The organism is Paraprevotella xylaniphila YIT 11841, assembly GCF_000205165.1.
Taxonomy (GTDB): Bacteria; Bacteroidota; Bacteroidia; order Bacteroidales; family Bacteroidaceae; genus Paraprevotella; species Paraprevotella xylaniphila.
Genome location: NZ_GL883837.1, coordinates 40,559 through 63,445, shown reverse-complemented (window position 1 = coordinate 63,445; position 22,887 = coordinate 40,559). Strand labels below are relative to the sequence as shown.

Annotated in this window: 17 protein-coding genes; 16 read left to right on the top strand and 1 reads right to left on the bottom strand. The window is 49.7% G+C overall.

Translation table 11 applies throughout. The features are described from left to right. Nucleotides 1–453: 453 nt before the first annotated feature. The 12 genes from HMPREF9442_RS06005 (at nucleotide 454) to HMPREF9442_RS05955 (ending at nucleotide 16,571) form a co-directional block, all read left to right on the top strand. Entirely contained in the window at nucleotides 454–1,296 is an 843-nt protein-coding gene (locus HMPREF9442_RS06005; RefSeq protein ID WP_253271040.1) for a T9SS type A sorting domain-containing protein, read from the top strand. Nucleotides 1,297–1,310: 14 nt separating this feature from the next. Further along, nucleotides 1,311–1,721, top strand: coding sequence for a hypothetical protein (locus HMPREF9442_RS06000; RefSeq protein WP_008626440.1), 411 nt, complete (start codon nucleotides 1,311–1,313; stop codon nucleotides 1,719–1,721). A 148-nt stretch (nucleotides 1,722–1,869) separates the two neighbouring features. Further along, on the top strand, nucleotides 1,870–2,484 hold the full coding sequence (locus HMPREF9442_RS05995) for an RNA polymerase sigma-70 factor (RefSeq protein WP_008626438.1): 615 nt from the start codon (nucleotides 1,870–1,872) through the stop codon (nucleotides 2,482–2,484). Between the two features lie 173 nt (nucleotides 2,485–2,657). Next, nucleotides 2,658–3,755, top strand: a complete 1,098-nt coding sequence (locus HMPREF9442_RS05990) for a FecR family protein (RefSeq protein ID WP_008626436.1) — start codon at nucleotides 2,658–2,660, stop codon at nucleotides 3,753–3,755. Between the two features lie 28 nt (nucleotides 3,756–3,783). After that, nucleotides 3,784–3,984, top strand: a complete 201-nt coding sequence (locus tag HMPREF9442_RS16695; RefSeq protein WP_008626434.1) for a hypothetical protein — start codon at nucleotides 3,784–3,786, stop codon at nucleotides 3,982–3,984. Nucleotides 3,985–3,999: 15 nt separating this feature from the next. Further along, the gene (locus HMPREF9442_RS05985; RefSeq protein WP_008626433.1) at nucleotides 4,000–7,344 is read left to right on the top strand and encodes a SusC/RagA family TonB-linked outer membrane protein; all 3,345 of its coding nucleotides are present in this window, start codon (nucleotides 4,000–4,002) and stop codon (nucleotides 7,342–7,344) included. Between the two features lie 21 nt (nucleotides 7,345–7,365). Continuing rightward, the gene (locus HMPREF9442_RS05980; protein WP_008626431.1) at nucleotides 7,366–8,886 is read left to right on the top strand and encodes a RagB/SusD family nutrient uptake outer membrane protein; all 1,521 of its coding nucleotides are present in this window, start codon (nucleotides 7,366–7,368) and stop codon (nucleotides 8,884–8,886) included. A gap of 39 nt (nucleotides 8,887–8,925) precedes the next feature. Further along, nucleotides 8,926–9,780 carry a putative zinc-binding metallopeptidase gene (locus HMPREF9442_RS05975; protein WP_008626430.1) on the top strand — a complete coding sequence of 285 codons (855 nt, stop codon included), beginning with the start codon at nucleotides 8,926–8,928 and terminating at the stop codon, nucleotides 9,778–9,780. 15 nt (nucleotides 9,781–9,795) lie between these two features. Then, entirely contained in the window at nucleotides 9,796–11,160 is a 1,365-nt protein-coding gene (locus HMPREF9442_RS05970; protein ID WP_008626428.1) for a DUF4302 domain-containing protein, read from the top strand. A 24-nt stretch (nucleotides 11,161–11,184) separates the two neighbouring features. Then, nucleotides 11,185–12,582, top strand: coding sequence for a T9SS type A sorting domain-containing protein (locus HMPREF9442_RS05965; RefSeq protein ID WP_008626426.1), 1,398 nt, complete (start codon nucleotides 11,185–11,187; stop codon nucleotides 12,580–12,582). Nucleotides 12,583–12,613: 31 nt separating this feature from the next. After that, a complete protein-coding gene (locus HMPREF9442_RS05960) occupies nucleotides 12,614–14,119 on the top strand; it encodes a T9SS type A sorting domain-containing protein (RefSeq protein WP_008626424.1) in 1,506 nt (501 codons plus the stop codon). 37 nt (nucleotides 14,120–14,156) lie between these two features. After that, nucleotides 14,157–16,571, top strand: coding sequence for a leucine-rich repeat protein (locus tag HMPREF9442_RS05955; protein WP_008626421.1), 2,415 nt, complete (start codon nucleotides 14,157–14,159; stop codon nucleotides 16,569–16,571). A 31-nt stretch (nucleotides 16,572–16,602) separates the two neighbouring features. Here HMPREF9442_RS05955 and HMPREF9442_RS05950 read toward each other — a convergent pair whose 3' ends face one another. Further along, a complete protein-coding gene (locus HMPREF9442_RS05950; protein ID WP_008626419.1) occupies nucleotides 16,603–18,078 on the bottom strand; it encodes a lipopolysaccharide biosynthesis protein in 1,476 nt (491 codons plus the stop codon). A gap of 263 nt (nucleotides 18,079–18,341) precedes the next feature. Between HMPREF9442_RS05950 and HMPREF9442_RS05945 the strand changes: the two genes are divergently transcribed. Genes HMPREF9442_RS05945 through HMPREF9442_RS05930 form a run of 4 tightly spaced genes read left to right on the top strand, consistent with a single transcriptional unit; the run spans nucleotide 18,342 to nucleotide 22,886 of the window. Next, nucleotides 18,342–18,929 carry a V-type ATP synthase subunit E family protein gene (locus HMPREF9442_RS05945; RefSeq protein WP_008626416.1) on the top strand — a complete coding sequence of 196 codons (588 nt, stop codon included), beginning with the start codon at nucleotides 18,342–18,344 and terminating at the stop codon, nucleotides 18,927–18,929. A gap of 10 nt (nucleotides 18,930–18,939) precedes the next feature. Then, nucleotides 18,940–19,782 (top strand): DUF2764 family protein, encoded by an 843-nt coding sequence (locus HMPREF9442_RS05940; protein ID WP_008626415.1) that lies wholly within the window; start codon nucleotides 18,940–18,942, stop codon nucleotides 19,780–19,782. A gap of 17 nt (nucleotides 19,783–19,799) precedes the next feature. Further along, nucleotides 19,800–21,551 (top strand): V-type ATP synthase subunit A, encoded by a 1,752-nt coding sequence (locus HMPREF9442_RS05935; RefSeq protein ID WP_008626414.1) that lies wholly within the window; start codon nucleotides 19,800–19,802, stop codon nucleotides 21,549–21,551. Nucleotides 21,552–21,566: 15 nt separating this feature from the next. Continuing rightward, nucleotides 21,567–22,886 (top strand): V-type ATP synthase subunit B, encoded by a 1,320-nt coding sequence (locus HMPREF9442_RS05930; RefSeq protein ID WP_008618330.1) that lies wholly within the window; start codon nucleotides 21,567–21,569, stop codon nucleotides 22,884–22,886. The last annotated feature ends 1 nt before the right edge of the window (nucleotide 22,887 follow it).

The window sequence follows — 22,887 nt, the reverse complement described above, 5'->3', positions numbered from 1 at the left end:
TGCTAATATTTTCTTTCCTATATTTATGCCATGTTAATTTTAAAAAGTGTGCTTATGAGAAAGTTAATTACCTTGGTAAGTGTTGTTTTTGCTTTTACCAATATGTCTGCACAGTTAAAAGTGCATTCCAATGGGAATGTAAGTATTAAAACTACAGAAACGCCTAATGCGGCTTTGGCAATAGGTGGGGCGGGAGACGCAACCCAGTCTTTGTTTGTGAAATCTAATAATTTGCCTGCGTATATTGAAAGAGATGGGGTATGTACGGAAAGTGGTGTATGGAATAGGGCTATTCTAATTAGAAATTTTGCATCAGATACTCGAATGTTAATGGGAGTGAGTAGTGCTGTTGGAACGAAGAATAGTCTTCTTTTAAATAAAGGCCGTGCTTTTGGTGTTTATGGTCAGGCTGGTTTTACGACATCGGGATATAATTATGCTGTATATGGAAATTTGACTAGTACTCAGAATGGAGCGGCTGTAGTTGGGGCATTAGATAATTTGGATGTCAAAGTTCCTGGACGTTATGCCGGTTACTTCCAAGGCGATGTCCGTACTACAGGGAATTTCTACGGTACGGTGCTGACCCCTTCGGCTTCCCGGTCTGCCTTGATGGGGCGTTCGGCAGTGATGCCCCTGTCGGCTGAAAGTGACGGGGAGAACAGCATGTCGGTGGGCGAGAAACTTTCGCGGTTGACCGCCGTGCAGTATAACCTGTCCGAACCGCAGGCGGCACAGGCTTTTGCGGCATCGGGGGATACCGTGGCAGCAGCTCCCCGTTCCGTGACAGACGTGCAGGCATTGGAGAAAACACATTACGGCTTGGATGCCGCAGTGCTGAAGGAAGTCTATCCGGACTTGATCTATGAAAGTCAGGAAGGAGACCTTTGTATCAACTACACAGAGATGATTCCACTTTTGGTGCAGTCCGTCAATGAACTCCGTGCACAAGTGGTATCGTTGCAAGGGGCGCAGACCTATAATGTGCGCGCCCGGAACGGAAATGAAACGGGCATCGGCGGCAACGCATTGGATGTCACGGCATTGGAGCAAAACGACCCGAACCCGTTCACGCAAACGACAGTGGTGCGCTATACGTTGCCGGAAAGCGTGAAGTCTGCATTCCTATACATTTATGATTTGAACGGCACGCAGGTAGATCAAAAGACGTTACAGAGCCGTGGCAAGTCTTCCGTGACGCTTGAAGCCGGAAGCCTCGCCCCGGGGATGTACCTTTATGCCTTGGTGGCCGACGGCAAGGTGATCGACACCAAGCGTATGATCATTACCCAATAAGGAAGGAGGCACTTATGAAACGTTGGATGAACCTGTTCTTTTTGTTATGGGGGACGGCTTGTACCATTATGGCTGCTACCGAGGACGGCACTTGTTTCTCGTCCGTGGAAAACGTGTCGGCGGCTGCTTTGGAAAAAGTCCCGCAGAGCAGCTCTGTTTCGGTGGACAAGCATGATTATAAGCCCTACGTGGCTCGTGTGCAAGACGACGGGGTGGTTTATGTACAAAACCAGACGTTTACTTCCACGCATACCGTTACGGGGGAAAATATCGTGGCCGGGGAGAAGGTGACGACGGCGCAGCCGCAGGGAAAGGTCGTGGTGAAGTCCGGGGCAAACGTGACGATGAAAGCCTCCGGCACCACCACATTGGAAGCCGGCTTTGAATGCGAGAAAGGAGGCGTGTTGGAAATAGCTCCATTATAACCATGTTTGGCAAATCGGGAAACCGGATGAAATAGACGGGGTATTTTGCGTTTTTAGCGGAATATCCCGTATTTTTTGTGAATTAGATATAAGGGAAATAAAATCATTTGTTTTATCTTTGTATTTGACTTATTTAATTAAGCTGTTCATGGACGCAGGGGATAATGAGTTAATCAAGTACATTAAAGAGGGTGATTTAAAGGCTTTTGAGAGAGTCTTTAAGGATTATTATGCTTTGATGTGCAGTGTGGCCATGGATTATGTGAATGATTCTGCCGTATGTCAGACTTTGACGGAGGATGTTTTGTTGAACCTTTGGGAAAAGAAACGCGAAGTGGTGATTACGACTTCCTTGCGTGCTTATCTTTTACGTGCCGTGCGCAACAAATGTATCGACCATCTCAGGACACATCGTCAGGTCTCGGGCTTTTTAGGTTACTATGATTCCTTGGACGGGATGTTCGGAGGGGCAATGGCAGACGAAAAGGACTTGTTCGAGCAATTGATTTCGGATGAATTGGCGGAGTTGCTGGACCGGGCGATTGATGAGATGCCGGAGGAACGTAGGCGGGTTTTTATACTGGTGCGCATGGAGAATAAGACTTACCAGGAAGCAGCCGATATGTTACATATTTCGGTGAATACCGTGAAATATCATCTGAAGAGGGCGCATGCGGAGTTGCAGGATAAGTTGGGGTCTTACATTTTGCTACAAATATTGTCTTTTATGTTACTTTCAAAGATGCTACATTCTTTGAATTGAGAAATGCTCGTGTCAGGATAACATGCCTTGTGGTTTTAATTCATAATTTCTATAGGCTTTCTTGTGAAAGGTTTGGCGGTTTATGCTGTTTTTTGAAGCATAAATAAATTATTTCTGTTTTTATACTACCCATTCTGTCTATTTGTTTCGTCTTAGAAGAAAAAAGCATCAAAGTGGAAACAAATAGCAATATAGATTCATTGATAGAGAAGCAATGGTCGGAGGGGCTGTCTCTGGAGTCGGAAGACGTGTTGCGTGAATGGGTTTCGGCAGATGAAGGGCACCGTAAGTATTACGAGCGCCGCATACTTTTGTATCGGTGGATGGGCATTCGGAAGCGTATGCCCGTATTCGAAAAAGAAAGGAAGAAAGCATACGGGCGTTTCCTGAGAAGTATAAAGGGAGAGAATATGCCGGTTCCTTTCGTTCACAAGGTTTTCAGTCGGAAGTTTGTGGCCTGTGCGGCAATGGTGGTCGTCCTTTTGGGAGGCGGACTGGCTGTATGGCAACAGCAAGGTAAAGCGGCGGGGGAACAAGTTGTGCAAGGATGTGCGCGAGAAATCAAAGTGCCGAAGGGGATGAAAGAACGGATCATATTGGCCGATGGAACCAAAGTTTGGCTGAACTCCGGAAGTTGTCTGACATTGGGTCCGGGATTCGGGCAGACCGACCGCGAACTTCAGTTGGAAGGAGAAGGAATGTTTGACGTGGCTAAGGATAAGCAGAAACCTTTTATTATTCGTTCCGGTGATATCCGTGTCCGGGTGACGGGGACTGTATTTAATTTCAAGTCCTATCCGGAGGAACGTTTTGCCAAGGTCACTTTGGTACGCGGCAGTCTGGATGTGTCGAGTGTGACGGGACGTGTGCCCCATACCGTGACGTTGAAGCCGTGCGAACAGGTCGTGTTGGACCGCAGTAGGGATGTGATGGAGAAGAAGGTGGTGGAAACGGCACCGGATGTAGCTTGGACTTGTGTGGGACAAAGGGGTGAATCCATGTCCGAGGACACGTCGGAAACAGAAATGACAGGGCATGCGGGAGGTGAGGAAGCCTTGTTTTTCGATGAGATGTCTATGGAACAGATTGTGCAGGAGTTGGAACGGGTTTTTCATGTGAATATAGTGGTGAAGAATCCCGGAATATTGCAGGAAAAATATTATGGCGATTTCCGGAACCGGAAAGACATTTTTGCCATATTGGACGTGATGTTGAGGGGCGAACAGGTTTCCTATCAGATCAAAGGCGACACGGTCTTTATCGGAGAATAATCATTTAATAATCATAGTAAATAGAGAAATGTTTAACGCAAAACGTAAAAAACTACTTGAAAGGTTTCTGATTTTAAGCCTGTTTTGCAGTTCGGGAGCGGTTTGGGCGCAGCAGGGCACTGTGACACTGAATCTGAATAACGTGACCGTCAAAGAGGCTTTGGAGCAATTGAATACCCAGACGTCTTATTCCTTGTGGCTGAACGTGGGCGATGTGGATTTATCGTGAAGAATCAGCCTGAACGTGACGAACGGGAGTGTCAATGACGTGTTGGCTAAAATCTTGGCCGGCCAACCGTTGTCATACGAGGTGAAGGATAGGACAATAAATATATACCCTGCGAAGAAAGACGGTGAGGAGGCGAAGAAAAGGGTGGAAGGCGTAGTGTTGGACGACCTGGGAGAACCGCTTCCGGGAGTGGCCGTGCGTTGCAAAGAACATCCGGATGCCATGTGTGCTACAGGCATGGACGGTAAGTTCACACTGAATGTACCAACGGACGGCAAGACGCTACAATTTACTTTCATCGGTATGGCTCCGCAGGAATTGGCAGTGGCAGATGCACCGATGAAAGTCGTGATGAGTGACAAGGAAAAGAAACTGGACGAGGTCGTGGTGACCGGTTATCAGAAAATCGACCGCAAGTTGTTTACCGGTGCGGCCAGTCGTATTTCCGGTGAAGAAGCGAAAGTGGACGGTGTGGGCGATGTGAGCCAGATGTTGCAAGGCAAGGCGGCCGGTGTGGGCGTACAGTCCGTGTCCGGTACGTTCGGTGCTGCGCCGAAGATCCGTGTGCGTGGTGCTTCTTCCATCTATGGAAACCAGACGCCGCTTTGGGTTGTGGACGGTGTCGTGTTGGAGGATGTGGTGGAGATTTCCGCCGATGACCTTTCTTCCGGTAATGCCGCCACGCTGATCAGTTCCGCTGTGGCTGGGTTGAATCCCGATGACATCGACAATTTCCAGATATTGAAAGACGCTTCGGCCACGGCATTGTATGGTGCGCGTGCCATGAACGGGGTGATTGTGGTGAATACCAAGAAAGGAAAGAATGGGCATGCCAGTATCAGTTACACGGGTGAGTTCACCGTGCGTACCCGTCCCTCTTACCGCCAGTATAATATCATGAATTCCAAAGACCAGATGTCTGTCCTGATGGAGTTGGAAGATAAAGGGTGGTTCAACCATTCCAAGATGGCGCGTACGGAGAACGGCGGGGTGTTCTATCTGATGAACGACCTGATATACAGGGGAGAACTGATGAATACGGAGTCGGCTCGCTTGGCTTATTTGCAGAAGGCCGAGATGCGGAATACCAATTGGTTCAAGGAGCTGTTCCGGCCCACCATCCAAAGCAATAACTCGGTGAGCATCTCCTCGGGTACCGACCGCAGCCGTTATTACGTGTCGATGAGTTTTTTGGATGATCCGGGATGGAGCGTGTCGGACAAGGTTCGCCGTTACACGGCCAACGTGAATGCCTCGTACGACATCAGCAAGTGGCTCACGTTTGGCGTGAGTGTAAATGGGTCGGTGCGCAACCAGCGTGCGCCGGGTACATTGGACCGTACGGCAGATCCGGTGAGCGGTGAGTATTCGCGCGACTTTGATATCAATCCTTTCAGTTATGCGTTGAATACCAGCCGGACGATGAGCCCTGACGAGACGTATATCATGAATTATGCCCCGTTCAACATCCTGAACGAAGCCAGGAACAATTATATAGATTTGGACATGACCGACATGAAGTATCAGATGGAACTGACTTACAAGCCGGTCAAGGGCTTGGACTTGAGTGCCATTGGTGCTTTCCGTTATGTGAAGTCAACTCAGGAGCATAAGATTACGGGGAATTCCAATTTGGCCATGGCTTACCGTGCGGCGGGAGATGCGACCATCCGTGAAAAGAACAAGTTCCTCTATCGTGACCCGGATAACCCGGATGCCGTGCCTGAAGTCGTGATGCCAAAAGGTGGTTTTTATAACACGACGAACAATATCCTGAAAAGTTACTATTTCCGGGTATCAGGCAATTATAACCGACTCATAGCCAATGAACATCCATTCAACATCATGGCCGGTTCCGAAGTGAAATCAGCCGACCGCCAGTCCGGTTTCAACAACGGTTACGGGTTCCAATGGGACCGTGGCGGTACGCCTTTCGTAGACTACCGTATCATACAACAGTTGCTGTTGGGCGGTGATAATTATTACGGCTTGTCGCAATATTATGACCGCTTTGTGGCGTTCTTTGCCACCGGAAGCTTTTCTTATAAGGGACGCTACACGTTCAACCTGACGGGGCGTATGGATGGTTCCAACCGCTTGGGACGTTCGCGTGATGCTCGTTGGTTGCCTACGTGGAACGTGTCGGGGTCGTGGAATATGTTGGAAGAAGAGTTTATGAAACATCAGGATGTGGTTTCCACCCTCTCTTTGCGTGCCACATACGGATTGACAGCTACAATGGGGCCTGCAGACAACGCTTTGGCCGTGTTCCGTAACTCGACCACTTACCGTGGCGATGACGGTTACAAGGAATCGCAGATTTATATCGAGTCTTTGCAGAACAAGGATTTGACGTGGGAGAAACAATATGAGTTCAACTTCGGGTTCGATTTCGGAGTGTTGCGTAACCGCATCAGTTTGAGTTCCGACATCTACAGCCGTCGCGGATTCGACCTCATCGGTTTGATACGTACCAGCGGCATGGGCGGACAGAAGTGGAAATATGCCAACTATGCCGACATGAAATCATGGGGTGTGGAGTTCACGCTGAATACAAAGAATATCCAACGCAAGGATTTCTCGTGGACTTCGAACTTGACGTTCGCTTACAATCATAACGAGATTACCAATCTGGAATCTACTTCCAGCATTTTCGATTTGATGGTGGCCGAAGGTGCCCCGTTGGAAGGCTATCCCGTACGGGGATTGTTCTCTTTGCAGTATAAAGGTTTGAACGGGCAAGGGATTCCACAGTTCATCAACGAGAAAGGCGAACTGACCTCTACGGGTATCAACTTCCAAAGTACGGATCCCACGTATTTGAAATATGAAGGTTCGGTGGATCCAACCGTGACCGGAGGATTCGACAACCAGTTCAAATATAAGGCTTGGACGTTGGGGTTGTATTTCACCTTCCAGGCCGGCAATAAGTTGCGCCTGGATCCGGACTTCTCGGCTTCATACGGTGATTACAGTGCCATGCCGAAGGATTTGAAAAACCGTTGGATGAAGCCGGGCGATGAGCGTTACACGAATATTCCGGCCATACCTTCATCTTATCAGTATGCGAATATCGAGAATCTGGACGTGGCCTATAATGCCTATAACTATTCGGACATCCGTGTGGCCAACGGTGGTTTCCTGAGGTTGAAAGAACTCACTCTTTCTTATGATTTCAACGGGGAGTGGATGAAAGCCATCGGCATGAACCGTTTGCAGTTGCGTTTGGTGGCTTCCAATTTGTGGCTCATCTATGCCGACAAGAAACTGAACGGGCAGGACCCGGAATTCTTCCAGAGCGGAGGGGTTTCCATGCCTTTGCCGCGCCAGTTGACTTTATCTATACGAACCAGTTTTTAATGATTTGCAAGACAGAAGAAAATGAGAAATAAATATATATCGTGCTATGTAGCTGCGTTTTGTGCCGGTTTGCTTTCTACGGCCTGCAACGACTTTTTGGACGAGGTGCCCGACAACCGTACGGTCATCGACACGCCCGAGGCTGTATCGGAGTTGTTGGTTTCTGCCTATCCCGATGCCAACTGTGTCTTTTTCACCGAGTCCATGTCGGACAATGTGACTGACCGGGGCAATACGCTTGATCCTTATGTGCAACCCGAATGGAATCGGGCCAATCGTCAGGCGTTCTATTGGGAGGACATCGACATGACATATCAGGACAGCCCGAATTATTTCTGGATGGCCAGTTACCAGGCTATTGCGGCGGCCAACCATGCACTTGAAGCTATTGCAGAATTGGAGGCCAAAGGCGTGGATTGTTCCGTACAGAAAGGAGAGGCGTTGTTATGCCGGGCCTACAATCATTTTATGTTGGTGAATGTGTTTGCGCAACATTATAATCCTGCGTTTGCCGCTACCGATATGGGAGTGGCTTACGTGACGGAACCGGAAAAAGAAGTGTTCGGGCATTACGAGCGTGTGTCGGTGAAAGATACATACGACAGAATCCGCAAGGATTTGGAAGAAGGCTTGCCCCTGATTTCCAATAAGGCATACGGCGACACGCCGAAATACCATTTCACTCGTGAGGCGGCCCAGGCTTTTGCCTGCCGTTTCTATCTGTATGTCGGAGAATGGCAGAAAGCTATCGAAGCGGCAGACGAGGCTTTGGGAGATAACCCGACGTTGCGCAATTGGAACGAGTATATCCAGATGTCTACAGCCAACCGGGAGAAAAACTATACTTCGGTGCAGGAGAGTGCGAACTTGCTGTTGGCATCCACCGTATCTCAGTTTGCCGTGGATCAGTCGTTCTATCGTTACGGGTATTCTACGGCCGTCAACAATTCCCTGTTCCAGCAAAATGACAATGTGGTGAACGGAGTGTGGGCTTATCGTGCCGAAGCTTATAATGTGTCTAGCGAGGCTTTGACCATGATGAAGTGGAAACCCTATTTGAAGAGCGACGGCGTGAACTCCAACAGTGGTGTGTATTACGTGATGGAACCCCTTTTCACGACCGACGAGGTAGTGTGCGACCGCATCGAGGCTTTGGCCATGGCCGGACGTTACGATGAGGCTTGCGAGGACATCGAACTGTTTTTGACGAATAAGATAAAGAACTACGATTCGATAGCCCAACCCGTTACCCCCTCGATGGTGGAGACTTATTACAAGAAGTTTGCCCCGTTGCATCCTTATTATGAGAACCAGATGAGTGGGAAGCAGATGGCTTTTGTCAACTGTGCGGTAGATTTCCGTCGCAGGGAACTGTTGATGGAGGGCGGACGTTGGTTCGACATCAAGCGTTTCGACATTGAAATTACCCACGAAGCTTATCAGACAGGGGCAACCGATGTGTTGGTACGTCGCGACCTTCGCCGTGCCGTGCAGATTCCGGAAGAAGTCATTTCGTACGGGGTAGCTCCTAATCCCCGGTAAGGAACTTTGGTAGTAACTATAATTAAAAAAAGCGAACAGATGAAAAAGATTATCATATTTGCAGCATTGTGCCTGTCCTTCCTGACGGCTTGCGACAAGGAGGACCTCGGTGGGTCGAATATACATGTACCGGAGTTCGATTATAATGCGCTGAGCGAGACGGACAAGTATATTTATGACCATTATACGGTGCCATACAATGTAGAGGTCGTGTATCGTTGGAACCAAGGCGACGTGTCGTCCGATGACATGCGGAAAAATTTGGTGCCGCCGCGTGAATCCCAGGTGGAACCGTTTTTGGAGATGATAGAGAAAGTGTGGATGGATACCTACACGGCGGAAGTCGGACAACAGACTTTACGTTCTTACATACCCAAGCAGCTCCTTTTGGTGGGGAGTGCCAGTTATAACGATGACGGAAGTACGACGGAAGGTACGGCCGAAGGCGGACGGCAGATTGTATTGTATTCGGTGAATGATTTCAACTTCGAGTTGGAGCAGATTCAGTCGTATGCCCATGTGATGCACCACGAGTTTGCCCATATTTTGCACCAGAATGTAGAATATGATGCAGAGTTCGAGAAAATCACTCCCTCTTATTCTTCTTCATGGATGCAGATGAACGACGAGACGGCGAGGAGCAAAGGGTTCATCACGGCCTATGCTTCTTCGAGTGCGGACGAGGACTTTGCGGAGATGGTGTCTATCATGTTGACAAATTCTCCGGAGGACTGGAACAATATGATAGAGAGTGCGGGGAATGCGGCGGCTGTGGAGGCCTTGCGTAAGAAAGAGGCCATCGTGGTGGCTTATATGAAAAATAACTGGGGGGTCAATATGAAGGATTTCCAGAAAGAGGTGGTGGCCGCAATCAAGGCTGCGGTACGTAATTAAATAAGGACTTGAACGATGAAGAAAATGAGAAAACATGGATGGGCCATGATGGTGGCGGTCGTTTGGGCGGCCTGTGTGCTCGGCAGTTGCAAGAATGAGGTGGATGACGTATTCGACCGGGATGCGACATCGCGTATCGAGGCGGCCATCACGGAGTGCGACAATATGTTGCAGAGTTCGGAGTACGGTTGGCGTTTCGATTATACGCCGACTAACAGTGCGATGGTGAATTACGTGATGCGTTTTAAGGACGGACGTGTAACGATGGAAAATGCCGAAGGGGAGACTTCCGAATCGACTTATAAAATAGCCAATGCCGAAGGTCCGGTACTTTCATTCGATACTTATTCCATACTGCATGACTTGGCTGACCCTTCGGAGTACCCGTTGGGGACAGGCAAGGGCGGAGAGTTCGAGTTCGTGGTGTGCCAGGTGACGGAAGATACGATTTACGTGCGGGGACGCAAATCGGGAAATGACTTCAAGCTTTCGCGGGCGGCCGAAGGAGAAATCCAGCATGTCCGTTTGGAAACAGCCTTGGATATCGACGGAGGGAAGGATATCACTTTCTTCCACACCTTGCAGGTGGGCGGACAGGATGCCGCTACGTTGTTCTTGGGTAACGACAAGCGCAGTCTGGATGTGATGACGGCAGACGAGCAAACCCGCAATGTGCCGGTGGATTTTACGGCAGACGGTTTTCGCTTTGCTTCGCCGGTTGTGGCTGCCGGGGTGACTGTTTCGGAAATGAAATGGGATAACACGCGGAAGACCTTTGTCACGTCGGATGGTAATGTGGTACTGGCAGAAGCGGCTTCCAGCCCCTTCAATCTGGGGCAGACGGTAGAACAGTTGTTGGCAGCTCCTTACTGCCTTATGAAAGGGGCGAGTGCAGCGGCCACTTTACAGTTGCTGCAATTCTCGAAAGATTTTCCGGAGTGGCAGCGTACGGAGTTTTTCTTCAATGCCGAGGCTACGGTGGATACGTTGAAATATCAGGTGGACACGCAAGAGAATGTGACGGAAGTTGGTCGTACGCAAGGGCAGGCCGTACTCAATTCCATGAGTTTTGTGGTGAACAACCAATACGGTTTGCCCGAGTGGGGGAATTTTACCGTGAAACGGAATGAGGTGAAGGATGCTGATGAAGTGAAGTTCGTGGAAGGTATCCGCAACGGTGCTCCGGCCAATACATTGAACAAGAACATGTATTGTAAGAAAATCAAGGGCATTTTGTTCGATTCCAAAGGCGTGACGGTGGCATCCCGGAATGGGATGTTCTATGTCGTGTCGGCTTCGGATGCGAAAATGTGGTTGGTGCTCGAACCTCAGGGCTTGCCCTCACCGGCAATGGTGATTCCTACCTTAATCAAGCAATAATCAATTTAATTTATCAGTAAAAATATGAAGAAACAAACATTTGTATTATGGGCTTTGACTGGAATGCTGGCTGTTCCGGCTTCGGCTCAAGTGGATTATAAGACCCGTGCCATCGTGGCAGAACCGGAAAATGCCCCGGTGGCAAAGCGTGCTTTGGCGCGGGATGCCGAGGGGGCTGAGTATAGCTATCCGGTCGGTTTGCGTAATCTGGGGATGATTGGTCAGGATGACAATGCCTGTTGTAACTTCCTGTCCTTTAATAAGGTCATTAACCGGGATGCTTATATGTGGGCACCGATGGGGGAAACCGTGTCTTATATCGACAATTCTTCCGTGCAGGCTGTAGACTATCATTGGTTTATTCCCGGTGCGGATGCCACGGAGTTGGAAACACAGGATGCCGATGCGGTTTACAATACGTCCGGTATCTACGATTTCCCGACCATGACGGTGAAGGACGGAGCAGGGCAGACCTATACTTATACGGCACCCGGTAAACTTAAAGTCGGAGGAAAGGGAGAAATTTGTACTTCCAATATGTTGCGATTGGGTACGGATGCCAAAGATCCGGCCACGACGGCTGTAATCGGCCAACGTCCGTTCGGACAAGAAGGAACAGGATATTTAGGAGGAACCAACAGCTTGAATCTGGTGGGGTATGGTAATTTGTTCATGATTGCCCATCCTGAAGCTTCCATTACCAGCGTACGGGCTTATCTGCCGGAAGTGCCCAAACATGAGGAGGGGGCGGAATTGCTGATGCAAATCTGGTATCCATTGACGGGAGAAAACAGCATTCAGTTGATGGGCTTGCCTTTGGAGGCCGTTACGTTATCTATGGATGATATCAAAGAGACAACGGATACGAAACTGAAAAAGGCCGCCGTGGCTGAATTTAAATTGTCCGAACCGTTGAAGATTTCCGATAAGCCTTTCTTCTTGGTGACGATAGAAGGGTTCGGAACGGATCCGTCCAAAGAAAATTTCCGCTTGTACATTGATGTGAAGCCGGTGGAGATGGATGAGTCTATGGCCGGTAACCTGTTGGCACACAATTCATACTGCCGCTTGAAAGGTGAGGATGATTACCTTCGTCCGATTAATTATTACGGCGGTCAGCTTGGCGAGTCTTTCATGATTTGTCCGGTGATAGACACCCATACGGAAGAAGGTGTGGGCATTCAAGGCGTGGAAGCTTTGCAACCGGCACACGCCCAATATAAGGACGGTGTCTTGTCGCTCAGTTCGGAAGGTGCGGAACAAGCCGTGGTGTACAATGTAGGAGGCGAGAAAGTCGTGAACGCTGCGTTGGACGGCGGACAAGCCGATGTGCGTGCCCATTTGGCCAAAGGTATCTATCTGGTACGTTTTATGAAAGGCGGTAAAGTATCCGGCGCAGCCAAATTGTTGTGTAACGAGTAATGTTTATGTTTAATATTAAATTGGAGAGAAAATGAAAAAGTTTACTAAAATGTGGGCGATTGCCGCTTGTGCATTGTTCGCCGGAACGGCGGCGGTAAATGCCGAGGATTATACGTGGAAGTTTGTAACGGCAGGTGATGCGACGACATACGCTATCCGTTCCGACGGGTCGTTATGGTCCTGGGGATGGAACGAGAAGGGGCAGGGCGGAAATGGCGTATCGGAACGTACGGCCACTCCGACGTTGGCAGATGGAAACCGCGTATGGAAAAAGGCCGTTGGCGGGAAAGCATACGGCTTCTTTTTGGCTGAAGATGGTTCTTTGTGGGCGGCTGGAACTCATGAGAGCGGCGTGCAGGGGACAAACGATGGTATCGACCATAAAGTCTTGACACGTATCGGCACGGATAACGATTGGGCCGATATGGCTTGTTCTCGTTTTTGGGGGTATAGTGGTTTTGCTATCAAAACGAATGGTACGTTATGGGCGTGGGGTGAAAATTCGGCCGGGCAACTGGGCATTGGCAATATACAGGCACAGACGGCACCGGTGCAAGTGGGGGCTGATATGGACTGGAAACAGGTTGCTGCCGGTTGTTCATCCGTATTGGCTTTGAAGACCGATGGCTCATTGTGGGGCTGGGGATTCAATATGTATAGTGAATTATTCGGTCATGAAGGTAAACAACTGTCACCGGTCCGTTTGGGTAGCGAGACAGACTGGGAGCAAGTTGTTGTGATAGATTTCCGTGCCTATGCCGTAAAGAAAGATGGTACGTTGTGGGCTTGGGGAGATAATGCCAATAATTTATTAGGATTCAATACTCCGACGGAAGAAGAGACTACAGCGGAAGGTAATCCGGTGGAGGTGGTGACGGTGCCGCAGATAACGGCACCTACGCATGTAACGTCCATTGAAGGTAAGGTTCTTACCATATCCGGTTGTGAGAATACGTTGAGCGTGGCCACAGGAACGGACGGTGTTATCGAGAAAGTCTGGATGTTGGGTTCAAATACAGACGGCGCATTGGGTGATGGAAAAGGTTTGGGCAACGGAAACAAGGACATTCCTTTCGCAAAAGTTCCGGTTCATCCTTCTTTGAAATCCAGTCTGAAATTTGCGGGAATGTCAAGTGGACAGAATTATACGGTAATGCTGACGACGGACGGAGATATTTGGGGTTGGGGATGCAACCGTGGAGGACAATTGGGCGATGAAACCCCGAATGACCAGTTGCAAGTGGCCTATAAACTGAAGCCCATCGTCATCAACTGTCCGCAGGACGAAATCGAAATGTCTGTAGCTGATGTGAAAGCCAAAGCTGACGCAGTTGTGGCTTTTGACGGGGAGTTTCTGACCTTACGGACTTCGGGTCGTCTGACTTCTGCTACGGTATATGACATGAACGGTACTGCAGTGATGATTCTTCCGGCTTCGTCTTCTTCTTGGAACGTGTCTGCCTTGTCAGCCGGAGTCCATGTGGCACGTTTTATGATAGACGGGGCAACTGTGACTTACAAATTCATGGTGAAATAAAATCTTAGGAAGTCTTTGACTTTAAAATGAAAAGGCCATGAAAAGATTATATAGGGGAATATTTTCCTTTATGCTGATGGTATCTTGTGCGCTGCAACTTGGCGCACAAGATACCCGTATTGTACCGGCTGACGAAATTCCCTCTTCGTTAAGGGATGCGGAGGCTGTGAAATTGACGGGTACGTGGGAAACTTCGAATTTTTCGGAATTGAAGATGGCTTTGGGCACGAACGGTATCGGTGCCTCCAATACCGTATTGGCCAAGGTTGACCTCAGTGAAGCGTTTATTGCGGACTGGACCTCATTGTATGTGAGTGCCGGTTTTACTTCCAATGGCGTGTTCAGCGGTTGCAAGGCTTTGAAAGAGGTGGTGATGCCTGTGGCTGAAGAAGCCGCTCATTTTACGTCTTTCGAGAAAGCTTTTGCGAACTGCGGCGCGTTGGAAAAAGTGGACCTTACGGGCTGTGTGAATGTGGAGACGTTCAATAATGCTTTTTATGGTTGTGAACATCTGGCTACGGTGGATTTCGGCACGAATACGGCAGCGGTGGAAAGTAGTGCCTGGAGTTCGGCTTTTGAAAATTGTACGGCATTGACTCACGTGACGTTGCCTGCCGTGTTCGTCCCTGCTTCCAAGGTCTTTTCCGGATGTACGGCTTTACAGGAGATAGATTGGACGGCTTGCCAGGCTGTGGAAGTGCCGGTTTTTTATGCCGATATGTGGGACGGGGTGGAGCTTTCGGGCGTGACGTTAAAACTGGACCATCCGCAGTATGTGCTGTTTAAGGCAGACGCTTCTTGGAGCCAGTTGAACTTAGAGGATTTGAATCCGGAGCCTTCCACGGAGTTCACGGTGGATGCTTCGGACATACCCTCTTCATTGAAGAAGGCTACTGTGATTACGTTGACCGGTACATGGGACAGCAGTGCTTTCAACCTGTTGTGTATGGCCCTGATGGACAACCCTGCGTTCGGGACTAGTGAGAATACTGTGTTACAGAAAATAGACATGAGTGCGGTAAAGGTGGTTGAAGGCACGTCGCTTTGTTGGCAAGGGCTTTCCAGATACGGCATATTCAGAAATTTCAAGGTGTTGGCAGAGGTCGTGATGCCCGCAGCGGAAGAGGCTGCCCATTTTACGGATTTCACGATGGCATTCCAAAACTGTACCGCTTTGAAGACCATAGATTTGGGCGGTTGTTCGGGATTGACTTCGTTGGAGATGGCCTTCCAAGGATGTACGTCATTGGAGGAGGCAGACCTGTCTTCTTCTTCCGCTTTGGTGTCGGTGGACAATGCTTTCGAATCTTGCGAGGCATTGGCTTCCGTGGTGTTGCCGGTGCAATTCCCCATGGGGAAAAATACCTTTGCCTATTGTAACGCGCTGAAGGCCATCGACTGGACGGCTTTCGAGGGGACGGAAGTACCTGAGATGAGCAAGACTTTCTTTATGGGTATCGATGACTTGAAGGCGGTGACCCTGTCTTTGAAATATGAGTCCTATAAGTTGTTCTCGGCCGACGAGGATTGGAGCGAACTGAATCTCTACAACACGGAACCGGAGAAGGTGACGGACTTCGTAGTGGACGCTTCGGATATCCCGTCGAGCTTGAAGAAAGCCGTGACGGTCACGTTGACTGGAGAATGGGATAGCGATGCATTCAATCTGCTTTCTATGGCATTGGGGAATAACGGAGGACTTTTTGTCACGACGAATGCCACATTGGTTACCTTGGATATGAGCCGGATTAAGGTTGCGGAGAATACTCCACTTTGGAGACAGGGACTTAAGGAATATGGTATCTTTAATAACTGTACGGCATTGGAGAAAGTGATAATGCCAACAGCAGAAGAGGCGGGACATTTCACGAAACTGAATAAGGCTTTCGAGGGCTGTACAGCATTGAGGGATATCGACCTGAGCCTCTTGACTGGGGCAACAGACGTCGAGGCGGCTTTCAAGGGAACAGCCATAGAGAAAGCAGACCTGAGCGGCTGTACGTCGTTGGGCAGCACGGTCGGTGCGTTCGAAGGTTGTGCGGCTTTGCAGGAGGTGATACTTCCGGCATGTTTCGTAGCCGACAATTACACGTTTGCCGACTGTACTGGACTGAAGCTCATTGATTATACGGCTTATACCGATACGCAAGATGCACCGGCTGTTAAAAACAATACGTTTAGCGGTATTGATGATTTGAAGGCGGTGACGTTGAAGGTGAGCGGCCTGAATCATGAACTGTTCGAGGCCCATAAGATATGGTCGGACTTCGATATAGAATATGATGCCAGTGGCATTTCTGGGATGAAGTCCGACGGGAAGGGCAAACCGATTACGGTTTATACCATGGACGGGCGTTACGTGGGTACTTATGCTCCCGGGACGGACTGGCGGTCGTATTTGCCGCAACGTGGTGTGTACATCGTGGACGGTAAGAAGATGATAAGGAAATAAGAAGATATTTCGTATGTAGAAAGAGCCGGATTTATCTGGCTCTTTTTTTATTCAATAAGTAGCTCATACATTCCTTGAACGTGACCGAACCGCTAAGCCACATCAGTCCTCCATAAAGCAAGGCGGCTGTGAAGACTTTTGTTCCTAACAGCAAGTAGGCGTTTTCTATCGGTGAAGTGATAAAGGCGGTCACGGCCATTGCCAACGCGGCCATTGCGGCGTATGGAAACAGGTCGAGGACGGCTTCCCACAGGCGCAGGCCGATTTCGCGCCGGACGAAATAGAACCATACGGTGAGCCAGGCGATATTGATGGCAGTGTACACGCACACCATGGTTTGGATGCCGTAAGGGTAAGAAAAGAATATGGCTCCAATCTGCGCGATGCCTGTGCCGATGGTGTTCCATAGCACCAAGTCCGAACGTTCTTTGGTGATGACCAGGTTGGCGCACAAGTATTGTATCGGTCCAGTGAATGCCCCGATGCACAGAATCTGCATGATGGGGACGCAGTCCAACCATTTCTCTGTGACGGTAATCAGGATTAGTTCGCGCGAAATCAATGCCATTCCAAAGAGGGACGGGAAAATCAAAAAAGCGTTGAAACGTAGCATTTTGCGGAATACCCGCTTATGGCGTTCGCGTTCCGTTTCCACATCGCGCAATACGGGTTGGGCTACGTCTTTTAGGGTGCCGATTACCATGGAACTCACCATGCCCGTCCATTTGTTGGCTTGGTTATAAAGTCCGACATCGTGTACGGCATAGAAACGTCCTAACATGACGGACAGGATGTTGCCGTTGATATTGCTGCAAATGTCGTTGGCCAACAGCTTGCTGCTGAAACCGAACATTTCTTTTAAGGGACGGAAAGATACCGGCAGGGTGGGGCGCCATTTCGAGAAATACCAGAAAAGAATGGTGTTGCAGGTGGTGAAAGCTATGCCTTGGGCGGCCAATCCCCAATAGGCGTATCCTTTTAAAGCCATCGTAAGGCCGATGGCGCCGGATGTGGTGAGGCTAATCACGGTGATGATGGCCTTTTGCTTGACCTGCAACGTGCGGAACAGGTAGGCGTAGTGCGCCGTGCCCAAGCTGGCCATCACGAAACCTAAAAAGGAGAAACGTGCCAACGGGGTCAGTTCGGACAAGTCCTGATGGGCAGCAGCATCCGATTGTTGGTAAAATTCCGTAATCAGCGGGGCCAGAAAGAAGAGCAACAAGTACATGGCGCAACCGGTTGCCACGTTGAACCAGAATACGGCGTTGTAGTCTTCGTGTACGATTTGCCTGCGGTTGGCTAAAGCGGTTCGGAAACCGCTGTCTTGCAATATGGAGGCGATTTGTGAGAAAACGGTCAGCAAACCCACCATGCCATAATCCGATGGTGAGAGGATGCGGGCAAGGAAGATGCCGAACAAGGTGCCCAGCACCAATTGTACCCCACTGCTGATGGTGCCCCACATCAGGCCTTTTGCAGTCTTTTCTTTTAGTGTCTTTTCTGCCATGACGGTTGGTCGGAGGTTATCTGGGTTTATATACGGATTCGTGGAATTTGAGACAGCTAAGATAAGGCTTTATTTGCATAATCTTTCAAAAAAGGTAGAGAATATTTAACGCCATTGTCTTTTTTCTCTGTATTTTTATGCTATTCAGCATGTTTTCCTTAAATAGATGAAAATGTTCTTTCTTTGGGCTTTGCCATACGGGAAAATATGCCTACTTTTAGTGCACAAAATGAAAAATGGCGAATAGATAAACCGAAAATACAATGGAAAAGATTCAAGAATTGACCGATAAGCTTTATCGCGAAGGGGTGGAAAAAGGGAATGCCGAGGGCATGCGCTTAGTGGAAAAAGCAAAGGCGGAAGCCGATAAGTTGGTGGCGGACGCACGAAAGGAGGCGGATGAAATCGTGGATAAGGCGCGTAAGCAGGCTCAGGAACTGGAGGCCAATACGAAATCAGAATTGAAACTGTATGCGGGACAGGCTTTGAGTGCATTGAAATCGGAGATTGTGAATGTCGTTTCCGACAAATTGGTAAAAGATGCGGTGAGGGAACTTACCGGCAATAAGGATTTCATGGGGAATTTCATGGTGGCTGTAGCCAAAAGTTGGGCCGCAGGCGGAGACATGGTGGTTTCAGCTTCGGATGCCGACGGGCTTACCGCTTATTTCCGTGCCCACGCGAAAGACTTGTTGGATAAAGGGGTGAAGATAGAGAAAGTGAACGGAAAGGCGGCCGCGTTTTCGGTTTCTCCGTCCGACGGTTCTTATAAGGTGAATTTCGGCGAAGAGGAATTTGCAGCTTATTTCAAGGATTTCCTCCGTCCGAAATTGATAGAAATGCTCTTCTAAATCCATCTGCATGAAGAATTATTATGGTTTAGTGGCAAGTATGCCCGACGTGTCCCCCGATGATGCCAAACTGAATTTTACGGTGGCAGACTTCAAAGAGGACTATTGGCCGCAACTTTCCGAGACAGATAAGAAGCTAGTGGCTTTGTTTTTCTTGCGTTACGACCATCGCAACTTGTTGGCATGGTTGGCCGAAGGAGACGGGGCGGCGTTTGATGAACGGGCGATGTTTCCGCGTGAAGCGTGGCCCGAAGCCATGGAGAAGGTGAAGGCCGGCGATGAGCAAGGCCGTGTGTTGCCTGCTTATTTTTACGAGTTTATGGCAGAGTATGCTACCTTGAAAGAAGTGCAGGAACGCTTGCCGGAAGATGTCCTTTCGGCGGCATATTACCGTTATGCGGGCACGTTCAAGAATCGTTTTACAAAAGATTGGTTCGCATTCAACCGGAATGTGAACAATATCTTGATAGCCCTTACGGCCCGGAAGTACGGATTCAATCCGGTTTCCTATCTGGTGGGCGACGATGCGGTGACGAAGGCTTTGGCTGTTTCGGGAGCACGGGATTTCGGGTTGGGTACGGAACTGGATTATATGGACGACGTGATACGTATCCATGAGATGTCCGACCCGGTGGAGAAGGAACGTAAATTGGATTTGTTGAAATGGGAATGGTTGGAAAACCGTACTTTCTTCTGTTATTTTTCAGTGGAACGCCTCTTTGCCTTTCTCATCAAGTTGGACATCATAGAGCGATGGACACATATCGATAAGGAACGCGGCGGGAAAGTGTTCCGCAGTTTAGTGGAACAGCTGAAGGACGAAGTCGAGATTCCCCAAGAATTTAAGAAATAAAAAACGAAAATAATGATATGGCAACAAGAGGTACAGTGATTGGAGTCATCTCCAATATCGTGACCATTCAAGTGGACGGCCCGGTGGCACAGAATGAGATCTGCTACATCACGACAGGCGGAGACCGCCTGATGGCCGAAGTGATTAAGGTGGTCGGTCGGAATGCATACGTGCAGGTGTTTGAAAGCACCCGGGGCATGAAAGTCGGGGCTGAGGCTGAATTTACCGGGCACATGCTCGAAGTGACGTTGGGGCCGGGGATGCTTTCCAAGAACTACGACGGTTTGCAGAACGACTTGGACAAGATGGAAGGTGTGTTCTTGCGTCGCGGGCAGTACACTTATCCGTTGGATAAAGACAAAAAGTGGCATTTCAAGCCCATTGCGAAACCCGGCGACAAAGTAGAGGCTTCAGCCTGGTTGGGAGAGGTGGAGGAAAACTACCAACCCCTGAAAATCATGGCACCGATAGCCATGGAGGGCGCGGCTACGGTGAAAAGCATTGTTCCGGAGGGCGACTATTTGTGCGAAGACACGATAGCCGTGTTGACGGGAGAGGACGGTGAGGACATTGCCGTGACCATGGTGCAGAAATGGCCGGTGAAAGTGGCCATGACCAATTATAAGGAAAAGCCGCGTCCGTTTAAATTATTGGAGACGGGCGTACGTACCATTGATACGATGAATCCGATTGTAGAGGGGGGCACGGGATTTATTCCGGGGCCGTTCGGTACGGGAAAGACGGTGCTCCAACACGCCATCTCCAAGCAGGCCGAGGCCGATATCGTTATCATTGCCGCCTGTGGGGAGCGTGCCAACGAGGTGGTGGAAATCTTTACGGAGTTTCCCGAACTGGTGGATCCGCACACGGGACGCAAGTTGATGGAGCGTACCATCATTATCGCCAACACGTCCAACATGCCTGTGGCTGCCCGTGAGGCATCGGTATACACGGCCATGACGATTGCCGAGTTCTATCGTTCCATGGGATTGCGCGTCCTCTTGATGGCCGATTCCACTTCACGTTGGGCGCAGGCTTTGCGCGAGATGTCCAACCGTATGGAGGAACTGCCGGGTCCGGATGCTTTCCCGATGGATTTGTCCGCCATCATTTCCAACTTCTACGGTCGTGCAGGTTATGTGTACTTGAACAACGGCGAAGTGGGTTCCATTACGTTCATCGGTACGGTTTCACCGGCCGGCGGTAACTTGAAGGAACCCGTGACGGAAAACACAAAGAAGGTGGCGCGTTGCTTCTATGCGTTGGAGCAGGACCGTGCGGACAAGAAACGTTATCCGGCCGTGAACCCGATAGATTCTTATTCCAAGTATATCGAATATCCCGAGTTTGAAGAATATATATCGAAGCGCATTAACGGTGAATGGACAGCGAAAGTGAACGAACTCAAGACACGCCTTTTGAGAGGAAAGGAGATTGCCGAGCAGATTAATATCTTGGGTGACGACGGCGTACCTGTGGAGTATCACGTGATATTCTGGAAGTCGGAAGTCATCGACTATGTTATCCTACAGCAGGACGCTTTCGACGAGGTGGATGCCGTGACACCGATGGAACGCCAGGAAGACATCCTGAATCTGGTGGTGGACATTTGCCGCGCCGAGTACAAGTTCGACGGTTTCCTTGAAGTCATGGATTATTTCAAGAAGCTCATCAACCTGTGCAAGCAGATGAACTACGCGGAATTCAAGAGTGAGAAGTTCGAAGACTATAAACGCCAGATTCGTGAGATGGTGGCGGAAAGGCAATAATTAATCAGGAAAGTTATGGCAACAAAAGCATTTCAAAAGATATATACGAAGATAAGCCAGATTACGAAGGCCACTTGTACCCTGAAGGCTACGGGCGTGGGGGCCGACGAATTGGCTATGGTGGACGGCAAGTTGGCCCAGGTGGTGAAGATTGCCGGTGACGAAGTGACGCTGCAGGTGTTCGAGGGTACGGGCGGTATCCCTACGGATGCGGAAGTCGTGTTCATGGGCAAGGCTCCGACCCTGAAAGTGAGCGAACAACTGGCCGGTCGCTTTTTCAATGCTTACGGTAATCCCATTGACGGGGGGCCGGAAGTGGAAGGCGTGGAAGTGGAAATCGGCGGTCCGTCGGTGAATCCGGTGCGCCGCAAGCAGCCGTCCGAACTGATTGCGACGGGTATTGCCGGTATCGACCTGAACAACACGTTGGTGTCCGGCCAGAAGATACCGTTCTTTGCCGACCCGGACCAACCTTTCAATCAGGTGATGGCCATGGTGGCCCTGCGTGCGCAGACCGATAAAATCATTTTAGGCGGCATGGGTATGACGAACGACGACTATCTTTATTTCAAAAACGTGTTCTCGAATGCCGGTGCGCTCGACCGTATCGTCAGTTTCATGAACACGACCGAGGACCCTGCGGTGGAACGTCTGTTGGTGCCCGACATGGCCTTGACGGCAGCCGAGTATTTCGCTGTGGAAAAGAATGAGAAGGTATTGGTGCTGCTCACCGACATGACCTCATACGCCGACTCGTTGGCCATAGTGTCCAACCGTATGGACCAGATTCCGTCGAAGGACTCCATGCCCGGTTCGTTGTACTCGGACTTGGCCAAGATTTACGAGAAAGCCGTGCAATTCCCCTCAGGCGGTTCCATTACCATTATCGCCGTGACGACGTTGAGCGGGGGCGACATCACGCATGCCGTGCCGGACAACACGGGATATATCACCGAAGGGCAGCTTTTCTTGCGTCGCGACAGCGATATCGGCAAGGTCATCGTGGACCCGTTCCGTTCGTTGTCCCGTCTGAAACAGTTGGTGGCCGGTAAGAAAACCCGTAAAGACCATCCGCAGGTGATGAATGCGGCCGTACGTTTGTATGCGGATGCCGCCAACGCCAAGACCAAGATGGAAAACGGATTTGACCTGACGGACTACGATAACCGTACGCTTTCTTTTGCCAAGGATTATGCAGACAAGCTGTTGGCCATCGACGTGAACCTGAATACCACGGAGATGCTCGATGTGACTTGGGGGCTGTTTGCCAAGTACTTCAAACCCGAGGAGGTGAACATCAAGAAGGAACTGGTGGATGAGTTCTGGACGAAATAAA

Bases quoted from the DNA above. Each gene is read 5' to 3' on its own strand.
- HMPREF9442_RS06000 (WP_008626440.1), top strand. From the start codon at position 1,311: ATGAAACGTTGGATGAACCTGTTCTTTTTGTTATGGGGGACGGCTTGT.
- HMPREF9442_RS05995 (WP_008626438.1), top strand. From the start codon at position 1,870: ATGGACGCAGGGGATAATGAGTTAATCAAGTACATTAAAGAGGGTGAT.
- HMPREF9442_RS16695 (WP_008626434.1), top strand. From the start codon at position 3,784: ATGTTTAACGCAAAACGTAAAAAACTACTTGAAAGGTTTCTGATTTTA.
- HMPREF9442_RS05980 (WP_008626431.1), top strand. From the start codon at position 7,366: ATGAGAAATAAATATATATCGTGCTATGTAGCTGCGTTTTGTGCCGGT.
- HMPREF9442_RS05975 (WP_008626430.1), top strand. From the start codon at position 8,926: ATGAAAAAGATTATCATATTTGCAGCATTGTGCCTGTCCTTCCTGACG.
- HMPREF9442_RS05970 (WP_008626428.1), top strand. From the start codon at position 9,796: ATGAAGAAAATGAGAAAACATGGATGGGCCATGATGGTGGCGGTCGTT.
- HMPREF9442_RS05965 (WP_008626426.1), top strand. From the start codon at position 11,185: ATGAAGAAACAAACATTTGTATTATGGGCTTTGACTGGAATGCTGGCT.
- HMPREF9442_RS05960 (WP_008626424.1), top strand. From the start codon at position 12,614: ATGAAAAAGTTTACTAAAATGTGGGCGATTGCCGCTTGTGCATTGTTC.
- HMPREF9442_RS05955 (WP_008626421.1), top strand. From the start codon at position 14,157: ATGAAAAGATTATATAGGGGAATATTTTCCTTTATGCTGATGGTATCT.
- HMPREF9442_RS05950 (WP_008626419.1), bottom strand. From the start codon at position 18,078: ATGGCAGAAAAGACACTAAAAGAAAAGACTGCAAAAGGCCTGATGTGG.
- HMPREF9442_RS05945 (WP_008626416.1), top strand. From the start codon at position 18,342: ATGGAAAAGATTCAAGAATTGACCGATAAGCTTTATCGCGAAGGGGTG.
- HMPREF9442_RS05940 (WP_008626415.1), top strand. From the start codon at position 18,940: ATGAAGAATTATTATGGTTTAGTGGCAAGTATGCCCGACGTGTCCCCC.
- HMPREF9442_RS05935 (WP_008626414.1), top strand. From the start codon at position 19,800: ATGGCAACAAGAGGTACAGTGATTGGAGTCATCTCCAATATCGTGACC.
- HMPREF9442_RS05930 (WP_008618330.1), top strand. From the start codon at position 21,567: ATGGCAACAAAAGCATTTCAAAAGATATATACGAAGATAAGCCAGATT.